The sequence below is a fragment of the Brevundimonas diminuta genome, assembly GCF_050310045.1.
Taxonomy (GTDB): Bacteria; Pseudomonadota; Alphaproteobacteria; order Caulobacterales; family Caulobacteraceae; genus Brevundimonas; species Brevundimonas diminuta_F.
On record NZ_CP190005.1, the window covers coordinates 2,218,984 to 2,237,451 of the forward strand.

An 18,468-nucleotide genomic window follows, 5' to 3' on the forward strand; every position below is an offset into this window, starting at 1 on the left:
GCCGCCTAGACCGGCCCCATGGCCAGGAAGGCGCGGGCGGCGGCGAAGTCGCCCGCCTCGAAACGGGCGGTCGCCACGCTGTCGTCGCGGAACAGGAACTCGATCAGAAAGGGCTCGCGCAGGTCCAGCGCCGCCAGAGCCTCGGCCGCGCTGTCGGGAAAGCGCCAGACTTCGCCCGCCCGCGCGCCGGACGCCAGCAGATCGCGCGGCGCGATGTCGGAACCGGCGGCGAAGACGGCGCGGCGCGCGGCCTCGGGCGGCAGGCCGTCCGTCCCCAGCCACGGCCGGGGCGAGCGCGCCGTATCGCGCATGACGATGCGCGCGGCATAGGGTCGGGGCTTGCCGACGAAGGAGACGACCGCCGCCGGGCGCGCATCCTGGGGCGCCCTGCCGGTCAGGCCGAACCGCACGGGCGAGGCGCCGGTCGCCCCGTCCTGAAACAGGCGCCAGCCGTCGCGGGCGCTTTCGAAACGGTCGGCGCTCCAGCCGGCCTTGTCGCCGGGGAAGTTGATCCGCGCCGCGCGCGACCATCCGGCGAAGGCGTGGCGCACCCGCCTCTTGACCCGGTCCAACTCGGCGTCGTTGCAGGGGGTGGCCTGGGCCCGCGCCTTGGCTCGCCCGGCCGTGGCGGCCAGTTCGGTCGCCGGGCGCCCGGCGCGCAGGGCCGCTCCGCGCGCCTGCAGGGTCGCCGCCTCGAGGGCCTGGGTCAGGCGCGGCTCGAACAGGCGGCACTTGTCCTGCGCCGCCCGCACGAAGGCGCGCTCATAGTAGACGTCGCCAGCCGCGGTCGCCGTCCCCGTCGCAAGGGTCAGGGCGATGATCGCGGCCAGCGTTCTGCTGACTATGCGGGGCGACGGCGCTATCTTCATGGCTCCACCCTAGCCGCCGCCGGTTCCGGGTCCGTGTCCAAACAGGGTGAACCAATTGCTTCTTTCCACTGACGTCTGGGTCGGCGCCCTGATCCGCCGCGCGGAGCTGGAGGGCGCCAACGCTGTCGTGGTGAAGAAGGGCGACGCCCGCGCCGGGGCCGTCATCGTCAAGGCCTATGACACCGCGACCCGCACCGCCCGCCTGTGGACCGAGGCGACCGGCCAGGACGGCGAACCGCTGTGGATCCAACCCGTCGCCAGCGAGACCGAGAGCGAACTGGACGCCTATCTGGATCGCCAGCGCCGCTACGACCCCGACCTCTGGATCGTCGAGATCGAGGACCGCCAGGGCCGCCACTTCCTGACCGAGAAGACGCAGGGCTAATCGTTGAACCCTCTCCCGATGGGAGAGGGCTTGAGCTTCGGAGAGCCGAAGGCGATCCGCTAAGCGAAAGGGTGAGGGTTTACGGGCGAAGTCGGCCGCAGGCCGTGGTGCGACGGCTCACGCCGACTGACAGGACAAGCCCCTCACCCTTTCGCCTTAACCAATCGCTACGCTCTTGGAGGCTCAAGCCCTCTCCCGCCGGGAGAGGGTCATACGTGCTCAAACCGCCCTCAAGCAGCGCAAGCGCGTTAGGCCCGCTCAAAATGGTAACCGCGCTGTTCACCGCGTTCGTGAACCGGACCGCAAGCGCAGGCGCCCTAAAACCCTTCGCATGGGGCCAGAACGGCCCGGCGAACGGGCTTGGCTTGATGCTGTTTCTCTTGAACGACGTCGTCTTCGATCTGGACGAGGCCTGCCCGGCCCCGAGCCATGACGTGCGCCGGTTCGAGAACCTGTCCTTCGACTATGTGCTGGAGATGGGCTGCGAGCTCTTCGCCGAAGAGCCCCTGCTGCACCAGACCGATCCGGCCCGCGCGCGCCGTCTGGCCTGGCTGATCGCGCACAGGGCCGAGGGCGTTAACGCCGCCCTGTTCGCCGCGCCGCAGGCCGGTTGCGCGCCCGAACTGGTCGAGCCGCGCTTCTGCGCCCTGCCCGAGGTCGTGCTGCGCCATCTGCAACAGCGCGCACGTCGCCGCGCCCTGAACGCCGTCGCAGCGGACAAGGCTGTATGGAGCCGCCTCGCGGCCTGATCATCGCGGCGTCGCCTCAGACTTAGAGGATGATGCCGAACACCGTGTGGACCACGGCGGCTGCGGTGACGATCAGTGCGAACCCGGCCAGAAAGCAGACCAGCGGATGAATCTTGCCGCTGTGCTGAACCGGCGCGGCCTTGTCCGGATGAACCAGAGCCATGACGTTTCCTTTCCCTTTGGCGCAGCGAACTCATGGATCGCTGTCTTCCGAGAGGCACCATGACTCGAATAACCCCTATTGGCGAGGGGTCTCTCACGGCATCGTGAACGTCGACAATCGGGCCGTGGCGCGCTAGGTCGCGCGTCCTGAAGGAAGCTCCATGTCCAAATTGACTCTCGCCGACGAGGCCCTGCGCCGCAGGACTTTCGCCATCATCGCTCACCCGGACGCCGGTAAGACGACCCTGACCGAGCATATCCTGCTGGCGGGCGGCGCCGTGCGCGCGGCAGGCGCGGTCAAGGCGCGCGGGGAAAACCGCCGCGCCCGCTCGGACTGGATGAAGATCGAAAAAGAGCGGGGCATCTCGGTCACCGCCTCGGTCATGACGTTCGAGCACGACGGCAAGATGTTCAACCTGCTGGACACGCCGGGGCACGAAGACTTTTCGGAAGACACCTATCGCACCCTGACCGCCGCCGACTGCGCCATCATGGTGCTGGACGCCGCCAAGGGCATCGAGCCGCAGACGCTGAAGCTGTTCGAGGTCTGCCGCCTGCGCGACATCCCGATCATCACCTTCATCAACAAGCTGGACCGCGAGGCGCAGGACCCGATGGCCCTGCTGGACGAGATCGCATCGCGTCTGCAGCTGGACCCCTCGCCCATCTGGTGGCCCGCTGAGAGCGGCAATCGCCTGCGCGGTCTGGCCGAGGTCAGCGGTCAGGGCCGGTTCCAGCCCTATACCCGCAAGACCGCCGACAACGACGGTGAACATCCCGCGCCCCTGCCCTTCGACGACGCCGCCGCCTTCTTCCAGGGCACGGAGCAGGCCGACATGATCGATGCGCTGGAACTGGTCGAGGCGGGCTATAAGCCTTTCGACCATCAGGCGTTTCTGGAAGGCCACATGACGCCCGTGCTGTGGGGCTCGGCCCTGCGTCACTTCGGCATCGAGGAACTGCTGAAGGCCATCGGCGAATGGGCGCCGCCGCCCAAGACGATGACCGCCCGCAAGGAGGCGCCGCCCGAAACCCGCAACGCCCCCGCGCCCGAAGACATCACGGTCGAGCCGAGCAAGGATGAAGTCACCGGCTTCGTCTTCAAGGTTCAGGCCAACATGGACCCCAACCACCGCGACCGCATCGCCATGTTCCGCATGGCTTCGGGCAGCTTCAAGCGCGGCATGAAGCTGAAGGTCCAGAACACCGGCAAGCAGTTGTCGGTGAACGCCCCCATCATGTTCTTCGCCTCGGATCGCGAACTGGCCGAAGAGGCCTATGCGGGCGACGTCATCGGCATTCCCAACCACGGCGTGCTGCGCGTCGGCGACAGCCTGTCGGAGAGCGGTCTGGTGCGCTTTGCGGGCCTGCCCAACTTCGCGCCGGAAATCCTGCAGCGCGTCCGGGTCAAGGACCCGCTGAAGGCCAAGCACCTGCAGAAGGCGCTGGTCGGTCTGGCCGAGGAAGGCGTAACCCAGCTGTTCCGCCCGGATCTGGGCGCGGACTTCATCGTCGGCGCCGTCGGCCAGCTGCAGTTCGAGGTCATGGCCGATCGTCTGGGCGAAGAATACGGCCTGGACGTCATTTTCGAGCCGAGCCCTTACGCCGAGGCCCGTTGGGTGTCAGGCGCCAAGGCCGACCTTGAGGACTTCGCCGGCAAATACCGGCCCCAGATGGCCGCAGACATCGACCAGAACCCGGTCTTCCTGGCCAAGTCGGCGTGGGAGACGGGCTATGTCTCCGAGCGCTTCCCCAAGGTGGCCTTCAGCAAGACCAAGGAACGGGGCTGACCTTCAGGTCTTGCTGATCGACACCCCGCCATCGACCAGCATGGCCGCGCCGGTCATGAAGCTGGACGCGTCTGACGCCAGGAACAGGGCGGCGCGGGCGATCTCGTCCGGGCTCGCCATCCGCTTCAGGGCGTGCATCCCCTCGACGAAGGCGATGATCTCGGGCGTATGGGCGAACTCGCGGCCCGCCTCGGTGTCCGTGCCGCCCGGCAGCAGGCAGTTGCTGCGGATTCGCTTTGCGCCGTACTCGGCGGCGATGACCCGCGACAGGCCGACCAATCCCGCCTTGGCCGCCGCATAGGCCGCCATGCCCGGCATGCCGATGGCGTGACCGACAAAGGTCGAGGTGAAAATCAACGAGCCGCCGCCGCGCGCTAGCATGGCTGGAAGCTGATGCCTGGCGCCCAGAAAGGCGGCGGTGAGGTTCACGTCCAGCGTCTCGCGCCAGCGGTCCGGCGCGATCTCATGCGTCGGCTCATTGGCGCCGATGGCCCCGGCGTTGTTGAAGGCGATGTCCAGCCCGCCGAACTGCGCGACAGCCGTGTTCACCAGACGCTCGGCCAGCGCCTCATCGCGGATGTCGCCCGGCACGGCGACAGCGAGGCCTCCTTCGGCCTCGATCGCGGCAACCAGAGCCGCCAGTTCCGCCGCACGCCGGGCGGTGACGACCACGGCCGCGCCTTCACGCGCGAACAGGCGAGCGGCGGCGGCCCCAATGCCTGAGCTGGCTCCGGTGATGATGGCGACTTTGTCGGACAGTGCGGGCATGGCGACCTCCTTCGTTCATGAAGGCGCCTTCCTTTCACGCTCTCGACGCGCGGTCTGGCGAGGTTCGGACGCGGCGTTCAGGTGGCCCGCGCCACCCGCTTTTCTCCGCGCCCCAGCGCCTGGAACCACGGCAGGAAGAACTGGACCAGCGGGCCGATGGCGACGGCGAAGGCCACGGTGCCCAGGCCAACCGAACCGCCCAGCAGCCAGCCCCCGGCCAGGACGCTGATCTCGATCAGCATGCGCGACACGCGGATCGACCAGCCGAACCGCTGGTTCAGGCCGATCATCAGGCCGTCGCGCGGGCCGGTGCCCATGCCTGCGCCGATATAGGCCGCCCCGCCCATGCCCGTCAGCAGCACGCCCAGAGCCATGAAGGTCAGCCGCAGCGGCATGCCCGTGATCTCGGGCATGACGGCCAGGGCCGCGTCCATCGACAGACCGATGACGAAGATGTTGCACAAGGTGCCCAGCCCCGGTTTCTGGCGCAGCGGGATCCACGTCAGCATCACCAGCACCCCCATCAGGATGGAGGCCGTCCCCAGGCTCATGCCCGTCTTCAGCGACAGGCCCTGATGAAAGACGTTCCACGGGTCCAGCCCGAGGTTGGAGCGCACCATGGCGGCGGCCGCGACGCCATAAAGGCACAGGCCCAGTTGAAGCTGGATGAAACGACGCATGAACATGAGCTGTTGATCGCACAACCGGCCTTGTTTTACAGGGCCGCTTTCATCACGATGGCCCTATGCGCGACCTGCTGATCCATCCGGCCTCGCTTTCACGGCTGTTGAACGGCTGGCGCGAACCGGAAGGCGAGCCGGCCTATCGCCTGCTGTCCGAAGCGCTGAAGCTGATGATTCTGGACGGGCGGCTGTCGCTGCACGCGCGCCTGCCGGGCGAGCGGCGGCTGGCCGAAACGCTGGGCGTCAGCCGTATCACCGTCAGCACGGCTCTGGACCGGCTGAGGGCGGACGGCTTTATCATCAGCCGCACCGGATCGGGCAGTTTCACCGCCCTGCCCGCCAGTCCGGCGTCGCGGCCGGTGCGGCGGCTGGACGGGCCGATGCAGATGGATGATGCGCCGGGCGTCATCGACATGGCCTCGGCCGCCATCGCCGCCGACGAACAGGTCCACGCCGCCTATGCCCGCGCGGTCGAGGCCCTGCCCGCCCACCTGCCGGGGCATGGTTATGAGCCGATGGGGCTTGAGGTTCTGCGCCGCGCCGTGGCCGATCGCCATACGGCCGAAGGGGCGCCGACGACGCCCGATCAGATCGTCATAAGCGGCGGCGCCCTCAGCGGACTGGCCCTGCTGCTGCGGGCGGTGACGCGCCCCGGCGATCGGGTCATCATCGAGCATCCAGCCTATCCCCATACGCTGGACGCCCTGACGCAGGCGGGGCTTCAGCCCAGCCCCGTCGCCATGACGCCGCATGGATGGGACATGGACGGGATGCTGGCCGCCATCGCCCGCATCCAGCCCCGGCTGATCTTCCTGACGGGCGCGCACCACAATCCGACCGGCCATGTGCTGTCTGCAGCCGACGAGGTCGCCATCGCCGCCGCCGCGGCCCGCGCGGGCGCCCTGCTGGTGCTGGACGACGCCCTGCGCGAACTGTGGTTCGACCGACCGCCGCCCCCTCCGGTCGATCATGGGCCGCACGTCGTCCGGCTGGGGTCGACCAGCAAGCCCTATTGGGGCGGACTGCGCGTCGGCTGGATCCGCGCCCACGCCGATGTGGTCGACGCCGTGGTGCGCCGCCGCCCGTCGCTGGATCTGGGCGTGCCGGTGCTGGAGCAACTGGCCGCCGCCGTGCTTCTGGCCGGGCCGCCGGGGCCGCTGGACGCCCGGCGTCAGGCGCTGGCCCGGCGCGAGGCCCATTTGAGGGCGCAGTTGGCTGAGCGCCTGCCCGAATGGCGCACGCGCCGCCCCGAGGGCGGCCTGTCGCTGTGGGTCGAACTGCCCCGGCCCGACGGAGTGCGTCTGGCCATCGCCGCGCCGGATCACGGCGTGCGGATCGCGCCGGGCACGCGCTTCGGCGTCAACGGCGCCTTCGACCGCTTCATCCGCCTGCCCTTCAGCCGCGAGGAGGCGGAACTGGATCTGGCCGTCGACCGGCTGGCCGCTGCATGGAGCGGGCTGGACCGCAGTACGCCACGCCGCCGCACAGACCCCGACCCCACCGACCGCGCTGTCCTCTAGGAAGCGGGCGCTGCGGCGTATCGCTTCAGCCCAAAGGTCATGGCGAACATCAACAGGCAGACGCCGCTGGACACCATCAGAGCCAGCAGCGCCGAACGGTCCAGCACGACGCCATACAGCGCCGGGGCCGCCGCCTGAACGAAGCGGGCGGGGGTCAACACCAGCGCCTGCCGCGCGCCATAGTTCTCTCGCCCGAACAGATGCAGCGGCAGCACGCCCGAGGCCACGGCCAGCAGGCCGTTGCCCGCCCCCTGACCCAGCGCCACGGCGCCCGCCGCCCCCTTGCCGCCGAGAAAGGCGATCAGGGCGCCGATCGGGTGCAGCAGGGTCGCCGTCCGCGCCGCCGCCACCGGCGATCCCATGCCCGGCGCCATCAGGGCGATCAGGCGCACGACGATGGCCGCCCCCGCCATCAGTCCCGCCGCCAGCGCCGCCTCGGCCGCGCTGAGACCCAGCCCGGTCAGCAGACGCGGCAGGTGGGCGCCCATGGCTGTGGCCACCCACCAGGCTCCGGCGAACAGGACGGCCACCCGGATCATGGTCGCGTCCCAGCGCACCGCCCCTTTCGCCGCCGGGCGGGCGGCGGTGCGGCCGTCGGGCAGAACGGCGGCGTATAGCGGCAGGCACAGCAGCAGATGCGCCCCCGCCCAGACGAAACAGGCGCCGCGCCCGCCCAGAGTCTCGATCATCAACAGCGTCAGCGGCCAGCCTATCGCCCCGCCGAACGCTCCCAGCAGGGAGACGGCGGTGATCGGCTTCTTCGCCGCATCTCCATGCAGGGCCACCAGCAGCGCATAGGCCGGACCGTACAGCCCCGTCCCCATCCCTGCGCCCAGCATCAGCACGCCCACGATCATGGCGACCGGCCCATGCGCCATCCCCAGCACGCTCAGGCCCATGGCGAAGATCACGGCCGAGGCGGACAGCACCTCACGCCCGCCGCGCCGGTCGATCCAGCGCCCGGCGAAGGGACTGATCGCCGCCGACGCCAGAAAGGCGCCCGACAGGGCGGCGAACACCGTGCCCGGCGTCGTCGCCGCGCCCTTCGCCAGCGGCTCGGCCAACACCCCCATCAGATAATAGCTGGAGGCGAAGGAGACGATCATCCCCAATCCCAGAACGGGAACGATCAGGCGGGAAGCGGCAGGGTTCGACATGGCGCGCCGTCTCGCCGGATTTGCCCATCCGAAGAAAGCGACCTATCGAACCGAGTATGTTCGAAAACCTCACAGGCTCGGGACCGCTGCCCTCGCTGAACGCCCTGCGCGCCTTTGAGGCCATGGCGCGCACCGGCAGCGCCACCCGCGCGGCGGCCGAGCTGAACGTGACCCACAGCGCCGTCAGCCGTCAGGTCAAGGCGCTGGAGGCGCAGATGGGCCTGCGGCTGTTCGAAGGACCGCGCCACGCCCTGACCCTGACCGATGCGGGGCGGCGCCTGGCGCCCGGACTGACGGCCGCCTTCGACCGGATCGCCGCCGCCGTGGGCGAGGCGCGCGGGACCGGCAGCGACCTGCATATCGCCGTCAACGCCAGTCTGGCGGTGAAGTGGCTGATCCCGCGACTGGCGGATTTCAGCCGCCAGCATCCGCAAATTCGCGTCCATCTGATCGAACTGGCGCCGCACGCCGTCAGCCGTCGCGGCGCCGACCTGCTTCTACGGCTGCTGGACACGCCCCGGATTGAGGCTCTGGGCGGCGTCTGCGTCATGCCCAACGCCTTCGGGCCGGTGATCGCGCCCGATCTGGCCGCATCGCTGACGGCCTCGCCTGCAACGCAAGACATCCGCGAGGCGGTGTTCGCGGCGCCGCGCCTGACGGCCCGCACCCATGTCTCGGCGTGGAGCGACTGGGCCGAAATGAGCGGCCATGACCTGCCCGATGCGCCCGGCCGCGCCCTGGCGCACCTGCATTTCGCGCTGGACGGCGCCCTGTCCGGCTGGGGCGCGGCGGTGCTGCCGTGGTCGCTGACGGCCGAGGCGGTGACGCAGGGGCGGTTGTTGGCGCCGTTCGGCTTTGTGCGGGACGCAGGCGCGGTGGCGGTCATTCCCGGCGCAGGCGAAATGTCCCGCAACCGGCGTCTGTTCGTCCGCTGGCTGATCGATCAGGGCCGTGCGATGGAAAACGTCCCGGACCCAGGCTGAAGCTCAGCTGAACAGTGCTTTCATACATCGCGCGGACGTGGTTGTGTATGAATCGCAAATCGCTTCTTCGCGATGTCATGACACAGGCGCGTGGATTTGCGGTTCTGTGTGGAGTTCAGATGCTGTTCATCGCCATCACTGCCGCTCTGGCGCTGGCGCAAAGCCAGTCCGAGGCGCCGGCGCCGGCTCAGCCTCCACGGCTCGTTTCCTATAATGAGGCCGTGCAGTGCGCCGGCCTGACACAGGCTGCATCCGAACTGGAAGGCGGCGAAAGCCGCTATGGCCGTCAACTGTATGACGCCGCCCTCTACTGGTCGCTGGCCGCCATGCAGGCGGCGACGACGGCGGGCCGCAATCCGGCCGTCGCCGAACAGGACCAGACCCGCGCCCGCCTGCAGTCCGTGCGCCGCCTTTCTGCAGGCGAAACCGAGGCCCGCAACGGCCTTCAGCGGTGCCGTCGCGCCGCGCCCAGACTGGGCTGACGCCGCCGCCCGACCGGCGGACGCGAAAAATCTGACTATATGGTTAAGCTGAACCGCCTTTACGGCGCTGCGTTTGCTTGTCTCACCCCCGGATCGCCTTCGTGATCCCGAAGCGGGACGATGAGAGCGGCATGTTCGAATTCGGCAGAGATCTGAGACGGCTGTTCGAGAAGGCGCGCGACAGCGACGATCTCGGCTGGCTGGAGCTGATCAGCGCCCGTCTGGTCGAGACGGAGGCCCGCCAGCAGGCGACCGATGCGGGCCGCGTCTCCTGCGCCCGCCCCCATGACGCCGCCCTACGCGCCGCCGCCCTGTGGCGCGAGCACGCCCGCCGCTGCGGCGCCGCCGCCAGTCTGGAGCGCGCCGAGGCCGCCGGGCGCGACGCCGCCGGAGCCGCAGCGAACGACGATCAGGCCGTGCGCGCCGCCCTCGATCTGGCTCAAACCGGGATGATGGCGTTCGACCTGCGCGGCGATCCCGAACGATTGAACGCCGCGCTGGAGTTGCTGGCCGGACTGCCCGCCGCGCGTCGCGCCGATACGGCCTCGGCCATGGCCGCCCTGCATGCGCGGCTGCGGGCGCGTCAGGCCCTGCTGTCCGGCGCCCTGCCTGAACTGACCGAAGCCGCCGAGCTGATGGACGCCGCCGTGGCGCGGTTGAAAGGCGGCCGCCCGGCCGAGGACGACCTGCGGCTGGAACGCGCCGCCCTGGCGCTGGAAACCGGGCTGATCGCCCGCGACCCGCGCCTGCTGGATCAGGCGGGCCACGACCTGCGCGCTCTGGTCGAGGCCGCACCGCCTGAACAGCGCCCCTTAAGCCGCGCCCGCGCCCTGGCCCTGTGCGCGTCGGGCATGGCCGCACTGGCCGCCGTGGCCGCCGACGACCCGGCGCAGGATCAGGCCCGCACCCTGTTCGACGCCGCCGCCCAACTGTTCACCCCCGACCACAGCCCGCTGGACTGGGCCGCCATTCAGGTGATGCGGGCCGAGCGCGAGACCCTGCCGCTGCTGGCCCTGGCCCAGGCCGAGGCCGTGACCGAGGGCGGCGGGCTGATCCTGGGCGCCCTGGCCCATGAGCAGCGGGTCGCTCAGGAGGCCGAGCGCGCCGCCGCCATCGGCGATCTGGAGGCCCTGCTGGAGATCGAGACGTCGCTGCGTCGGCGCCTGACGCGGCCCTCGGTCGCCGCCACGCCGCTGGACTGGGCGGCCGAGCAGATCGGTCTGGCGCGCATCGCACTGGCCCGCGCCCGCTGGACCGGCGAGACGCCCCGCGCCGTCGGCCTGATGCTGGCCGAGGCCGCCCAGACGGCGCGCGAACACGGCGCCGCAAAGCTGGCTGAACGGGCCGAGCGCCTGATCCCGCGCCCGCAAACCGCCTGACGGGGACGGGACCGGACGCCGCACGGCCTTGACCCGGCCCCATTGGGCACCTAGCTCACGGGCTTCGCAGAAGGGTTCCGATACAGTGACCGAACAAACCGCCGCCGATCCCGTCCACGCCTTCATCGCCCAGACGGTGGCCGAGCATGACGTGGTGCTCTTCATGAAGGGCACGCCGGATTCGCCGCGCTGCGGCTTCTCTTCGGTGACCGTCCAGATCCTCGACCATGTGGGCGCGGCCTTCGTCGGCGTCGACGTGCTGCAGGACGAAGCCCTGCGCGAAGGCATCAAGGCCTTCACCGACTGGCCGACCATCCCTCAGCTGTATGTGAAGGGCGAGTTCGTCGGCGGCTCAGACATCGTGCGCGAGATGTTCCAGTCGGGCGAACTGGCCGCCCTGATGACCGAAAAGGGCGTCGCCCTTGGTGAAGCGTAAATTGGGCGAGGCCTAAGCCCGATGGCCCGGCCGCAGCTTCAACCGCGTGAGGACCGCGAGGTCTTCGTCGTGCCTCTGGATGTGCGGCCGGAGCACATCGACGAGAACAACCACGTCAACAACGTCGTCTATGTCGGCTGGCTGCAGGACGTGGGCACGGCCCACTGGAACGCGCGCTTCGATGACGAGACGCGCGCCAAATGGTCGTGGATCGCCCTGAGACACGAGATCGACTATCTGCGCGCCATTGAGCCGGGCGCGATCGGCGTCGTGGCCCGCACCTGGGTCGGCGACCCCCAGGGCCCGCGCTTCAACCGCTATGTCCGCATCGAGGACGCCGAAGGCCGCCTGTGCGCGCAGGGGCTGTCGGAGTGGTGTCTGGTCGATTCCAAGACCCTGCGCCCCGCCCGCATCCCGGCGGACATGCTGGGGCCGTTCACGGCTTAAGCGCATCAGCCTTGCCCTTTCCTCCCTGTTGCTCAGCAATGGGGAGGGGGACCGCGAAGTGGTGGAGGGGGCGACGCCATGCCGGACGGCCTGAGTTACGAGCGCGCCAGAAAGATGCGCCGCGCTTTGACGCCGCCTGAAGCGCAACTGTGGGCTCAGCTAAAGGGACGCGGCCTCAAAGGCCTGAGGTTCCGGCGACAGCATCCCATCGGCCCCTTCATTCTCGACTTCTATTGCGCCGAGCTGAAACTGGCGGTGGAGGTCGACGGCCTCATCCACGGGCTGGCCGATCAATCGCGTTATGATGAGCTGAGGACGGACTGGCTGAAGGCGCGCGGTGTTTCGGTGCTGCGTATTCCCGCCTGTGACGTGCGCGATGACATGGAGGGTGCGCTGAATGCGATCAGGAACGCAGCGCGTCATGCGCAAGCGTAGCGACGCCCCCTCCACCGCTTCGCGGTCCCCCTCCCCACGCTGTGGGGAGGAAAGGAATGGTTCAACCTACAGGCTGATCGGGTTGATCACGCGGACGCTCTGGCCGGACTTCAGGCCCAGTTCGTCATAGGTCCAGTTGACCGTCTTGCCGTCGGGGACCAGCGCCTTGCACATATCGGGCGCGCGGCGGATCAGGCTGAGTTCCGCCGGTTCGTCGTCCTTGATGCGGACCTCGAAGCTGGACGCCTCGGTGCAGCCGTTGGAGCCGACCACAACGCTCAGGCGCTGGCCGTCGAAGTCGACCTTGCGCACGGCTTCCAGCGCCTCGGGACGGGCCGAGGCGCGGTCGGCGACGTTGACCGAGACCTTCTCACCGCCCTCGTTCGAATAGATGATGCAGCCGCCCAGCAGCGGCAGCAGGGCGACCGCGGCCAGAACAGGGACGATCCGCATCAGGACGCGTCCGCCGGGGCCGAGTGGATCACCCGCGTGGTCGGCTTTTCGGTCGAGATGATGATGCAGCCCGACAGAACCGGCGCGGCGACGGCGGCGATGGCTAGGGCGATGATGATGCGGCGCATGATGCGTCCTTTTTGTCTTATAGTCGCGCGGGAACCTGCCAGCGCAGCGCCGCCGGGTCATGTGAATAATCGGCAAGAAATCCGCCCGTCAGGCGGCGCTGGCCACGGCGGCGCCCGTCGTTTCGATCCAGGCCGCCCCGTTCGTCAGGGCGTCCGCCTCGGCCTGGGGCCGGCCCAGCAGATAGCCCTGCACCTCATTGCAGCCCTGCGCCCGCAGGAAGGCCGGCTGCTCGGGCGTCTCGACGCCCTCGGCCAGCACCGGGATCGACAGGCTTCGCCGATCGTCACGCCCAGCGCCTTCAACTAACATAGGACACGGGTGGTGCGCTCCATGTCGGTGATCATCGCCGTTTCATTGATCTCCAGCTCCAGCCGCGAGGGCGACAGGCCCGTCTCGAACGGAATCTGATGCGCCAGACGCGGCAGGTCGACGTGGTTCAGTTGCAGTGGCGACAGGTTGACGGCGATGCGGTGCGGCTCGGCCCAGGCGGCGGCCTGTCGGCAAGCCTGACGCGGCGCCTGGTTTGGAGATGAATAGCCGCTCTTGAATCTGAGCGGTTCTCACAGGATCGCGGTCTTCCTTCAACGCCGAAATCGCGCGCGCGATCAGTTCAACAGCGCCCTGCGCCTGGCGTACAGCGCGTCGGACGCTGAACATGAGTTGGTGCGGGCGGCCGGAGTCGAACCGGCATGGGCAATGCCCGACGGATTTTCGTACCACTTCGACTTTCGCCGCCGCCCGAAGACGTTCGTGGTCTGGACTATCCCTTCGTCATAGCCGCAAGGCCTTAGACGCCGCCCGTCTAGTCTCTACACCTTCCCGCCACGGATGACGGGCTTGGCTCGGGATCGCCATTTTACAGGGTTCCCCGAATTTGAGCAGTTCTACGTCCGGGATTTCCCCCGGCGCACTCAATCCTCAGCTTAAGTCCGTTGCGTCTACCAGTTTCGCCACGCCCGCCAGCTGAACCGCTCTATAGCCGCGTTCGATGGCTATCGCCAAGGGCAACTGAGCCGACGCCAATGAAGACGTGCAGATTCGGCGTATGACATCTTTCCCGCATACAGAAAGTGCCTGGGGTGCATGCATGCGCCAAGACACACGATCGATTCAGAGGGGTAGACCTGCCGAAGAGATGTTGGAAGTCGCCTGCGTCTACCAGTTCCGCCACGCTCGCAGCGCGCGCCTCAGCGCTTCGCCTCATGTGCCGCACGGGCGGCCCGGAAGTCTACATCTGAATCGGCGATCAGGCGCACCAGAGCCGCCCATGCGGCGACATTCTGGGTCATCTGGGCCGGGTCGATCTTGTCCAGGGTATCGTCGGCGGTGTGGTGCAGGTCGAAATAGCGCGTGCCGTCCTGACGCAGGCCGAACACCGGCACCCCGACCTTGGCCAGCGGGCCGATGTCGACGCCGCCATACATTTCCGGCTCGCCCGGCAGGACGCCCAGCGGGCGCAGGACGCGCTCGGCGATACGGGCGAAGTCCGTCCCCTGCGATCCGGGCGGCAGGCCCAGGGCATAGATACGGTCGGCGCCGAAATCGCTCTCGCCGGCCACGATGTGCTTTTCAACGGCCGAGCCGATGTTGCGGACATAGGCGCCGCCGCCGTTGCCGTGGTCGGTCGGCTGGGCGACCTCTTCAGAGCCATACAGGACCACGCGCACCGTGCGGGCCGGGCGGCCCTGTTCGGCGATCAGCTTGGCCGCCGCCAGGGTGATGGCGCCGCCCGCCGCGTCGTCGATGGCGCCGGTGCCCAGATCCCAGCTGTCCATGTGCGAGCCCAGGACGATGATCTCGTCCGGACGCGAGGCGCCGACGATGTCGCCGATGACGTTCTGGCTGATCGTCTCATAGGTGTGGGCGGTGGATTTCAGGCGCAGGCGCACCGTCTCGCCCATGCCGACCAGACGGGCCACCTGATCGGCGTCCGGCGCGCTGAGCGCAAAGGCCGGCAGCGGCACCTTGCCCTCGACATAGCGGGTGGTGCCGGTGTGCGGCATCCGGTGTTCGTCCGACCCGGCCGAGCGCATGACGAAGGCCACGGCGCCGCGCTTGGCCGCCTCGACCGGTCCCATGCCGCGCAGACGCGACAGCGGGCCATAGCCCGACCCGTCCTGCATCCGCACCATCTGGCCGCCGTCGACCATGGCGATCTTGCCGTTCAGCGAACCGGCGGGCGCGGCCAGCAGGGCGTCCAGACCGTCGAAGAAGACGATCTCGGCCTCAATGCCCTGGGCCGGCGTCGGGATGGAGTGGCCCAGAGCCGCCACGACCAGCTTCTGCGGACGGGCGCCCAGAATCTCGGCGCTTTCCTCGCCTCGTTCCCAGCCGATCAGGGGGAATTGCTCGATGCGGACGTTCTGGAAACCGTGGGCGCGCATATAGTCGGCGGCCCAGGCGGCGGCCTCCTGCTCGGCGCGCGAACCCGCCGGGCGCGGGCCGAAGCGGGTGGTGATCTGGGTGACGTAGTCGAGGGCGATATTGCCCTTAAGCGCCTGATCTCGCACCTGTTCTGCGGCGCGGATGGTGCGGGCGTCCTGCGCCATGACCGGCGCAGCGACAAGGCCGAGCGCCACAGCGCTGGCGGCCATCAGACGGATATTGAACGACAAGAGCGCCTCCCAGACTCAATGACAGGCGCGAACCCTAGCGGGCGAAGACTGCGACCGAAAGCCTCAGCTTCGCCGCCAGGCGGAAATCACTCGCCCTTGATGAAGGGCTCGACCGGACCTTGTAACTTGACGGTCAGGGCCTTGCCGCGACGGTCGACGCGGTTGCCGACGGCCAGACGGACCCAGCCTTCCGAGACGCAGTATTCCTCGACGTTGGTCTTTTCCTCGCCCTTGAAGCGGATGCCCACGCCGCGCGCCAGCAGTTCGGCGTCGTGGAAGGGGCTGTCGGGATCGACCGAGAGGCGGTCAGGCAGGACGTCGGACATAAGAAGGTCTCGCGAAAAATCGAAGCGGGCTGAATAGCCGCGCAAGGCCGATGCGACAACCGCCGCCTTATTGCACCGACTGGCGCGGCGCGGCCGGAGCATCTGCAGCAGCGGCGGCCGGAGCCTTGGCGGCGGGCTGGGCCGCAGGCCGCGCGGCGGAGGTCGGGGCGCGGCGCGGGGCCGTGTTCTGGGCGGCGCGGGTCGGCGCGGGCGCAGGGGCTGCGGCCTGTTGAGCGGCCTGTTGCGCAACGGGCCCCGCTTCGGTCGGGGGCGAGGCCACGGCGGCGGCGCGGGCGGCGTATTGCTGGGCCTGGAAGCGCTTGGCCAGCTTTTCGGTCAGTTCGCGGGCGGCGGCGGGCTGCATCTGGGCCATGATGGCGGCCAGGGTCCGGGGGCGCATGGCCGAGGCGACCGGCAGGCGCACGCTGTCGTCCAGAGTGGCGAAGACGGCCGCCGCCTCCTTGGGCCGCATGGCGGAATAGACGGCGACCAGACGGTCGGCCTCGGCCTTTTCCTTTTCGTCGACCTGACCGACAAGAGCGCCAATCTCGCCCTTCAGGGCCTCCAGCGCCTGCAGCTTGGCGTCCAGCTTCTGCTCGGCGGCGACCATCAGCGGCAGGGTGGTGGCGAAATCGGCGTCGCGCGCATCCAGCGCGTCGCGGCGCTTGGACAGCGACTGGATGATCCGCAGTTCAGCCGGGGAAATGCCCGCCTGCTGGGCCAGTTGTTCGGGCGTCAGGGCGCAGACGGCGGCGGGCCTGGGTTCGGGCTTGGCCCCCTCGCCTTCCTTGACGGCGGTTTCCTGCGCCCATGCGGTCGCGCCCTGAAACAGGTCCGGCGCCACGCCCGCAGCGCGCACGGCCACGACGCCGCCGATGGCGATGGCGATCAGGGGCAGAAGGCGGGGCAGCTTGCTCATCGGTCAAACTCAGCGAACGGTTCGGCGCTACGCGCCAGGTAGGAAAAACTTCGCCCCTCAAGTCGTTCGACACCGTGTGTCGGACATAGGGGCCAACATCAAGCAGCGAACAGGTCGTCGTCCAGACTACGGCGGGCGCGGTTTAGGCTCTGTTGCGCAGCATGGTTAGCGGCCAGGGCCTGCATCACCGGCGAGGCGCGCTCCGGCGCGGGCGCAGGCTTGGGCGACGGCACCTTCATGACGGCGCGGGCGCCCTCGATGCGCTCCATCAGCGAGGCCATGCGGCGGGCGCGGGCTTCATCATCCAGCAGCGGCGCGACCGAAGAGGTGCGGACGGGTTCAGGCTCGACCGCCATGTCCGTCTCGACGGGGGCGCGGGCGGCGGCGCGGCGTTCGTCCTCGCGCGTTTCGATACGGCTGTCGCTCGGGCGGGCGGGGGCGCGGGCGATCAGCACCTCCAACTCCTGTTTCACCGCGCGGGCCTTGATGATGCGGTCGTGCAGCAGGTCCGTCTCCTGCCCCGAGGCGCGCAGGGTGGCCAGCGCCTGTTCGGCGCGTCCGGCGGCGCTGTTCAGCTCGGTCACGGCCGAGGCGAAGGCCAGCTGGCCCTCGCGCAGGGTCTTCAGCTTGCGCTCCAGCTTGATGCCGTAGCCGATGGCCGCGACCAGCAGCAGCATGAGGATGGAGTCGAGGATGATGCCGGTCATGTCAGCTGTTCTCCCTGGCGAGGCGGGCGGCGGCGTCGGTGCTGATGGGGCCTTCGACGCGCACGGCGATGTGCTGGCCCTTGCGGCCCATCTTGCCGGTCGTCAGGGCGATGGAGCCCGCCCGCACCGAGACGTCGGATTCAGGCGTGACGTTCAACATCAGGGTGTCGCCGACCTTCAGGTCCAGCACCTTGGACAGGGGCATCTGCTGCTCGTCCAGCACGCAGCGCACCTCGGTTTCCGTGGTCCAGAGTTCGGTGGCCAGGTGGCCTTCCCAGATGTTGTCGCGGCCGAACTTCTCACCCATGAATTGCTGCAGCAGCATCTTGCGGATCGGCTCCAGCGTCGAATAGGGCAGCAGCAGTTCGACTCGGCCGCCGCGATCTTCCATGTCGATGCGCAGCTTGACCAGAATGGCGGCGTTGGCCGGGCGCGCGATGGCGGCGAAACGAGGGTTCGTCTCCAGCCGATCCAGATTGAAGTGGACGGGGGTCAGCGGCTCGAACGCCTGACGGGCGTCGTTCAGGATGACCTCGACCATGCGCTGCACCAGCACCCGCTCGATGGTGGTGTAGGGCCGCCCCTCGATCCGCAGGGCCGCCGTGCCCCGACGCCCGCCCAGCAGAACATCGACGATCGAATAGATCAGGTTGGAATCGACCGTCAGCAGGCCATAGTTATCCAGCTCCTCAGCCCGGAACACCGCCAGAATGGCCGGCAGCGGGATGGAGTTCAGATAGTCGCCGAAGCGAATGGAGCTGATGGTGTCGAGGCTTACCTCGACGTTGTCGGAGGTGAAGTTGCGCAGACTGGTCGTCATCAACCGCACCAGGCGGTCGAAGACGATTTCGAGCATCGGCAGGCGCTCATAGGACACCAGCGCCGAGTTGATGATGGCGCGGATGCCGCTGCGCTCATCATCGGCGCCGCCGCCCATGTCGAAGCCCAGCAGACTGTCGATCTCGTCCTGGTTCAGCACCCGCTCGGACAGGGCCGCGCCCATGTCGGCTCCCAGATCAGCGTCTCCGCCGAAGGGGTCCAGTTCGTTTTCGGGCGCCAGGGCGTCAGTCATGA

At 68.9% G+C, this 18,468-nt stretch carries 24 protein-coding genes; 10 read left to right on the forward strand and 14 right to left on the reverse strand.

The window, feature by feature from the left end:
* Positions 1–5: 5 nt before the first annotated feature.
* A complete protein-coding gene (locus ACORJG_RS10765) occupies positions 6–869 on the reverse strand; it encodes a hypothetical protein (protein ID WP_427789020.1) in 864 nt (287 codons plus the stop codon).
* Between the two features lie 55 nt (positions 870–924).
* On the opposite strand from ACORJG_RS10765, the gene ACORJG_RS10770 reads away from it, so the two are divergent.
* Both ACORJG_RS10770 and ACORJG_RS10775 read left to right on the forward strand, forming a co-directional pair.
* Entirely contained in the window at positions 925–1,254 is a 330-nt protein-coding gene (locus ACORJG_RS10770; protein ID WP_427789021.1) for a DUF1491 family protein, read from the forward strand.
* Between the two features lie 368 nt (positions 1,255–1,622).
* The gene (locus ACORJG_RS10775) at positions 1,623–2,003 is read left to right on the forward strand and encodes a hypothetical protein (RefSeq protein WP_427793020.1); all 381 of its coding nucleotides are present in this window, start codon (positions 1,623–1,625) and stop codon (positions 2,001–2,003) included.
* A gap of 22 nt (positions 2,004–2,025) precedes the next feature.
* Here ACORJG_RS10775 and ACORJG_RS10780 read toward each other — a convergent pair whose 3' ends face one another.
* A complete protein-coding gene (locus tag ACORJG_RS10780; protein WP_427789022.1) occupies positions 2,026–2,166 on the reverse strand; it encodes a hypothetical protein in 141 nt (46 codons plus the stop codon).
* A 160-nt stretch (positions 2,167–2,326) separates the two neighbouring features.
* On the opposite strand from ACORJG_RS10780, the gene ACORJG_RS10785 reads away from it, so the two are divergent.
* Complete coding sequence (locus ACORJG_RS10785; RefSeq protein WP_427789023.1) at positions 2,327–3,955, forward strand: peptide chain release factor 3; 1,629 nt, start codon at positions 2,327–2,329, stop codon at positions 3,953–3,955.
* Positions 3,956–3,958: 3 nt separating this feature from the next.
* Here ACORJG_RS10785 and ACORJG_RS10790 read toward each other — a convergent pair whose 3' ends face one another.
* Positions 3,959–4,723 carry an SDR family oxidoreductase gene (locus ACORJG_RS10790; RefSeq protein ID WP_427789024.1) on the reverse strand — a complete coding sequence of 255 codons (765 nt, stop codon included), beginning with the start codon at positions 4,721–4,723 and terminating at the stop codon, positions 3,959–3,961.
* 77 nt (positions 4,724–4,800) lie between these two features.
* Positions 4,801–5,403 (reverse strand): YczE/YyaS/YitT family protein, encoded by a 603-nt coding sequence (locus ACORJG_RS10795; RefSeq protein ID WP_427789025.1) that lies wholly within the window; start codon positions 5,401–5,403, stop codon positions 4,801–4,803.
* Between the two features lie 65 nt (positions 5,404–5,468).
* On the opposite strand from ACORJG_RS10795, the gene ACORJG_RS10800 reads away from it, so the two are divergent.
* Entirely contained in the window at positions 5,469–6,926 is a 1,458-nt protein-coding gene (locus ACORJG_RS10800) for a PLP-dependent aminotransferase family protein (RefSeq protein WP_427789026.1), read from the forward strand.
* On the opposite strand, the gene ACORJG_RS10805 is transcribed toward ACORJG_RS10800, so the two are convergent.
* Positions 6,923–8,083 carry an MFS transporter gene (locus ACORJG_RS10805; protein ID WP_427789027.1) on the reverse strand — a complete coding sequence of 387 codons (1,161 nt, stop codon included), beginning with the start codon at positions 8,081–8,083 and terminating at the stop codon, positions 6,923–6,925. The genes ACORJG_RS10800 and ACORJG_RS10805 overlap by 4 nt on opposite strands.
* Positions 8,084–8,139: 56 nt before the next feature.
* On the opposite strand from ACORJG_RS10805, the gene ACORJG_RS10810 reads away from it, so the two are divergent.
* The 6 genes from ACORJG_RS10810 to ACORJG_RS10835 all read left to right on the forward strand — a co-directional run bounded on the left by ACORJG_RS10810 (position 8,140) and on the right by ACORJG_RS10835 (position 12,245).
* A complete protein-coding gene (locus ACORJG_RS10810) occupies positions 8,140–9,066 on the forward strand; it encodes a LysR family transcriptional regulator (protein WP_427789028.1) in 927 nt (308 codons plus the stop codon).
* A 119-nt stretch (positions 9,067–9,185) separates the two neighbouring features.
* The gene (locus tag ACORJG_RS10815; protein ID WP_427789029.1) at positions 9,186–9,548 is read left to right on the forward strand and encodes a hypothetical protein; all 363 of its coding nucleotides are present in this window, start codon (positions 9,186–9,188) and stop codon (positions 9,546–9,548) included.
* 131 nt (positions 9,549–9,679) lie between these two features.
* Entirely contained in the window at positions 9,680–10,927 is a 1,248-nt protein-coding gene (locus tag ACORJG_RS10820) for a hypothetical protein (protein WP_427789030.1), read from the forward strand.
* Positions 10,928–11,012: 85 nt separating this feature from the next.
* The gene (gene grxD / locus ACORJG_RS10825; RefSeq protein WP_427789031.1) at positions 11,013–11,363 is read left to right on the forward strand and encodes a Grx4 family monothiol glutaredoxin; all 351 of its coding nucleotides are present in this window, start codon (positions 11,013–11,015) and stop codon (positions 11,361–11,363) included.
* 21 nt (positions 11,364–11,384) lie between these two features.
* Positions 11,385–11,810, forward strand: a complete 426-nt coding sequence (locus tag ACORJG_RS10830; RefSeq protein WP_427789032.1) for a thioesterase family protein — start codon at positions 11,385–11,387, stop codon at positions 11,808–11,810.
* A 78-nt stretch (positions 11,811–11,888) separates the two neighbouring features.
* Complete coding sequence (locus ACORJG_RS10835) at positions 11,889–12,245, forward strand: endonuclease domain-containing protein (RefSeq protein ID WP_427789033.1); 357 nt, start codon at positions 11,889–11,891, stop codon at positions 12,243–12,245.
* Positions 12,246–12,311: 66 nt separating this feature from the next.
* On the opposite strand, the gene ACORJG_RS10840 is transcribed toward ACORJG_RS10835, so the two are convergent.
* The 9 genes from ACORJG_RS10840 to fliM all read right to left on the reverse strand — a co-directional run bounded on the left by ACORJG_RS10840 (position 12,312) and on the right by fliM (position 18,466).
* A complete protein-coding gene (locus ACORJG_RS10840) occupies positions 12,312–12,698 on the reverse strand; it encodes a hypothetical protein (protein ID WP_427789034.1) in 387 nt (128 codons plus the stop codon).
* Positions 12,698–12,826, reverse strand: coding sequence for a hypothetical protein (locus ACORJG_RS10845; RefSeq protein ID WP_427789035.1), 129 nt, complete (start codon positions 12,824–12,826; stop codon positions 12,698–12,700). Before ACORJG_RS10845 ends, ACORJG_RS10840 begins: the two co-directional genes overlap by 1 nt.
* 88 nt (positions 12,827–12,914) lie before the next feature.
* Positions 12,915–13,136 (reverse strand): EAL domain-containing protein, encoded by a 222-nt coding sequence (locus ACORJG_RS10850; RefSeq protein WP_427789036.1) that lies wholly within the window; start codon positions 13,134–13,136, stop codon positions 12,915–12,917.
* Positions 13,130–13,294: a hypothetical protein gene (locus ACORJG_RS10855; RefSeq protein ID WP_427793021.1), complete on the reverse strand. Its 165-nt coding sequence runs from the start codon at positions 13,292–13,294 to the stop codon at positions 13,130–13,132. The genes ACORJG_RS10850 and ACORJG_RS10855 overlap by 7 nt, the downstream gene beginning before the upstream one ends.
* 720 nt (positions 13,295–14,014) lie before the next feature.
* Complete coding sequence (locus ACORJG_RS10860; RefSeq protein WP_427789037.1) at positions 14,015–15,442, reverse strand: M20/M25/M40 family metallo-hydrolase; 1,428 nt, start codon at positions 15,440–15,442, stop codon at positions 14,015–14,017.
* Between the two features lie 86 nt (positions 15,443–15,528).
* Complete coding sequence (locus ACORJG_RS10865) at positions 15,529–15,768, reverse strand: DUF3297 family protein (RefSeq protein WP_427789038.1); 240 nt, start codon at positions 15,766–15,768, stop codon at positions 15,529–15,531.
* A gap of 67 nt (positions 15,769–15,835) precedes the next feature.
* On the reverse strand, positions 15,836–16,687 hold the full coding sequence (locus tag ACORJG_RS10870) for a MotE family protein (RefSeq protein ID WP_427789039.1): 852 nt from the start codon (positions 16,685–16,687) through the stop codon (positions 15,836–15,838).
* A gap of 98 nt (positions 16,688–16,785) precedes the next feature.
* Positions 16,786–17,394 carry a DUF6468 domain-containing protein gene (locus ACORJG_RS10875; RefSeq protein WP_427789040.1) on the reverse strand — a complete coding sequence of 203 codons (609 nt, stop codon included), beginning with the start codon at positions 17,392–17,394 and terminating at the stop codon, positions 16,786–16,788.
* A 1-nt stretch (position 17,395) separates the two neighbouring features.
* Entirely contained in the window at positions 17,396–18,466 is a 1,071-nt protein-coding gene (fliM, locus tag ACORJG_RS10880) for a flagellar motor switch protein FliM (RefSeq protein ID WP_427789041.1), read from the reverse strand.
* Positions 18,467–18,468: the final 2 nt, after the last annotated feature.